At 64.1% G+C, this 3050-nt stretch carries 4 protein-coding genes and 1 pseudogene; 3 read left to right on the top strand and 2 right to left on the bottom strand.

What is annotated here, in order from left to right; translation table 11 throughout:
- A partial coding sequence (locus K0F86_RS25855) for a DUF535 family protein (protein WP_219136988.1) occupies nt 1–288 on the bottom strand: 288 nt, incomplete at its 3' end.
- 266 nt (nt 289–554) lie between these two features.
- Here K0F86_RS25855 and K0F86_RS25850 point away from each other — a divergent pair.
- Nucleotides 555–968: a DUF1801 domain-containing protein gene (locus K0F86_RS25850; protein WP_219136987.1), complete on the top strand. Its 414-nt coding sequence runs from the start codon at nt 555–557 to the stop codon at nt 966–968.
- Nucleotides 965–1516 carry a hypothetical protein gene (locus K0F86_RS25845; RefSeq protein WP_219136986.1) on the top strand — a complete coding sequence of 184 codons (552 nt, stop codon included), beginning with the start codon at nt 965–967 and terminating at the stop codon, nt 1514–1516. The genes K0F86_RS25850 and K0F86_RS25845 overlap by 4 nt, the downstream gene beginning before the upstream one ends.
- 69 nt (nt 1517–1585) lie before the next feature.
- On the opposite strand, the gene K0F86_RS25840 is transcribed toward K0F86_RS25845, so the two are convergent.
- Nucleotides 1586–2602, bottom strand: a complete 1017-nt coding sequence (locus K0F86_RS25840; RefSeq protein ID WP_219136985.1) for a DNA-binding protein — start codon at nt 2600–2602, stop codon at nt 1586–1588.
- A 182-nt stretch (nt 2603–2784) separates the two neighbouring features.
- Between K0F86_RS25840 and K0F86_RS27790 the strand changes: the two are divergent.
- Nucleotides 2785–3050: pseudogene (locus K0F86_RS27790) on the top strand (hypothetical protein); the annotation flags it as partial.

Below are 3050 nucleotides of genomic sequence, written 5' to 3'. Positions count from 1 at the left end.
CGCCTGCCACAGGAAGCGGTAGTGTCCTTCCAGCAAGGCCAGGCGATCCGCGCAACCGAGCTGGCGCGAGGCGTACGGGCGGTAAATCTTGAAGCGCAGACAAGGATGCAGCTGCGCCAGCGAGCTCAAGCCGGGCATGCTGTCCAGGAACGCTTGCCAGCGCGTGCGCTGACGGGGAAAGAACAGGGCGCCCAGCGCCGCTTTCAGGCGGTGGCCGCTGGCGGGAGGTGTTAGCACGGCGGGCGGCACGGCGGCGCCGTGGCGCAAAGTCAAAGCGATGTCATTCATGATTGAGCCGGTGAGGGCAGGCGCTGCACAATGAGAGCCTTGCCAATTTGAATGCTACGCGGGCCAGGTGAATTTCATATTAAGAAACGGGCGATGCGTCGACCGCAGCGCAAGCCGGTGACCAACGGTTACCTCTGGCGCCGCTGGAAACGGACACGCGCCGGGGCGCGGAAGTGCTAGGATGTGGCCTCGGTATCGCGCATGCGTTCACGGGCACAGGCAGGCCAGGAAAGGAGATCGCCGCCATGAAAAAAGCAGAGCCAAACATGCAATCCGAAGATGGTGCGGTGAGCGCCGAGTCCGCTACACGCCTGATCGACGCAAAAATCGCCTCGCTGGCCGACTGGCGCGGCGAAACCCTGGCCGCCGTGCGCGCGCTGATCCGCCAGGCGGACCCGGACGTGGTCGAGGAAGTCAAATGGCGCGGCGTGCCCGTCTGGTCGCACGCGGGCATGATTTGCACAGGTGAAACCTATCAACTGGCCGTCAAGCTCACCTTCTCCAAGGGCGCCGCCTTGCCCGACCCTGCCGGCCTGTTCAATGCCAGCCTGGAAGGCAACACGCGCCGGGCCATCGATATCCACGAAGGCGCGCATCTCGATGCCGCGGCATTCAAGGCGCTGATACGCGCCGCCGTGGCGCTGAATATGGCGCCGAAACCAAAACGGACTTCTACTTGAGACATTATCTGTATATCTGGCACGACCCGGCCGCGCGCATGATTGTCGCTTCCGGCATCGAATTCAAGGATCTGATTCCCGCGCTCCTGGACGCGGACGGCATCGTGCTGCGCAAGGGCGGCGCCGGCACGGCCAGGAAACCTGCCGCCTTCCAGACGCTGGCGCGGCAGCAACTGCCGGCCCTGGTCCAGGAAGACCTGTACGCCTGCGGCAGCCATGCCTGGGCCGATTACCGGGGCGCGCCGCCGGCCCCCGGCGATGCGGACGTGGCCACGCTGCTCGGCCACCATGGCGCGCTCGCGCCGCTGCCCGCCTTGCGCGGCCGCTTCCTCGCCTTTGCCCACGACGACGGCTGGTATCTGAAACTGTTTTACGGGGAATGGGACGACGTGGCGGCCTTGCTCGCCGGCACCATCTCTCCAGCGCTGGGCACGCTCGACATGGATGCACTGCAACGGGGAGGCGATGGCTACTGGCTGCAAGACGGCGTGGTCGACCTTGAATTGACAACCCACGACATCGACAGCGTGCTGAACCGCCGCCTGTGATCATCGGTTCGGATGCGGCCCCCGGCCCGTCCGGGAGCATCATATAGATCCCCCACTCTATAGATGGGCTCAAACATCGCGTTTCCCCTTGTTGTGCAGCGCCAGGTGCGCGGCCATGCCGGCATTGTCCCGCAGCAAGGCGTCGCGTTCTAGCGCCAGCGCGTCGGCGCGCTGCCGCGACGCCTGTGTATTTTCCGCCAGCATGTCGAGCTGCCTATCCTGCGCGGCCAGCGCCACCTTGGCGTCGTTCAGCGCCAGCAGGGCCGTATCGAGCTTGGCCAGCAGGGCGTCGGCGGACGCGGCGGCCTGCAGATATTGAAATTCGAACTGGTCGCGCTCGGGGCGCACGGTGGCCAGCGCGTCGCGGTCGGCGGCCGCTTCGCTGGATAAGCGCGTTTGCTCCGCCTGCAGCTGCGCCAGGCGCATGTCTTGCTGCACCAGGGTTGCTTGCTGGCCCTGCAAACGCTGCTGCAGCTGGGCGTTATCCTGCTCGAGACGGCTGATCCGTTGCTGCGCCTGCGCGCGTTCCTCGCTGCGCTGCGTGGCGGCCGCCTCCTGGTAATGGTCGAACTGCGAACGCACCTGCGCCAGTTGGCGGTTCAGGGCGGCGATTTCCTCGCCCCGGTCGGCCAGGCGCTGCGTCAGGCCCGCGTTGTCGCTGTGCAAGGTCGCCAAGGTGACGGCGCGAAAATGGTGTTCTTCCTTCAATTGCGCCAGCGCATGCTGGGTGGCGCGCAATTCCTGGGTGAGGGCGGCGCGCGCCTCCGTCAGTTTTAATCGTTCGCTTTCCGTCTTCTTCAGTGTTTCCAGCGCCGCGTCGCGTTCGGCGCGGTGTTGCCGCATGCCCGTTTCCAGCTGCTGCGCCACGTCGCGCTGCTGCTTTTCATAGACGCCGCGCATCGCTTCCATCAGTTCGGCCGGCAAGCCCGCCTCCGTTTTCACGGCGCCCGCCCCCTGAAACTCTTCCTTCCAGCGCTTGAGCAGGGGCGCGATGGTGCTCTTGCTGCCCGTGCTGCCCAGCGCTTCGCGCACATTGTCGACCGTGGGATTGCGCCCATCGGCAGCGACGATTTGGGCTGCTTTCATAACATCAGAGTACAGAATACCGGTGCGGGCCATGAAACCACCTATGAGCTAAATTTAGTAACGTATTACATGATACGTAATATCAGATAATATTACGATATAAATTTTAATAATTTTTATAAAATATAAGTCACGATAAGATCGCTTATCGCGTGTTATGTGGGTATCTGGCATGCTATTCTGTGAGCCTCCCAGTACAAAACCGTGATTTCACTGCCGCCATGCCCGATTTGCCCCTCCCGAAACGCCGTGTCGCCGTGCCGAGAAACGCCGCCATCGCCGCTGCACCGTTACACGGCGCCCTGATCGATGCCGCGCTGGCCGCGCGCCACCAGGCGTTTCTCGCCGCCGCCACCTCCGACAACACGCGCCGCACCTACCGTTCCGCCATGCGCCACTTCCAGGCGTGGGGCGGGGCGCTGCCCGCCGACGAGTCGACCGTCATCCG

Source organism: Janthinobacterium sp. UMAB-60 (assembly GCF_900095235.1).
Lineage (GTDB): Bacteria > Pseudomonadota > Gammaproteobacteria > Burkholderiales > Burkholderiaceae_D > Janthinobacterium.
The sequence above is the reverse complement of the archived record's forward strand: the minus strand, read 5'-3'. Positions and strand labels throughout refer to the sequence as shown.

Bases quoted from the DNA above. Each gene is read 5' to 3' on its own strand.
- K0F86_RS25850 (WP_219136987.1), top strand. From the start codon at position 555: ATGCAATCCGAAGATGGTGCGGTGAGCGCCGAGTCCGCTACACGCCTG.
- K0F86_RS25840 (WP_219136985.1), bottom strand. From the start codon at position 2,602: ATGAAAGCAGCCCAAATCGTCGCTGCCGATGGGCGCAATCCCACGGTC.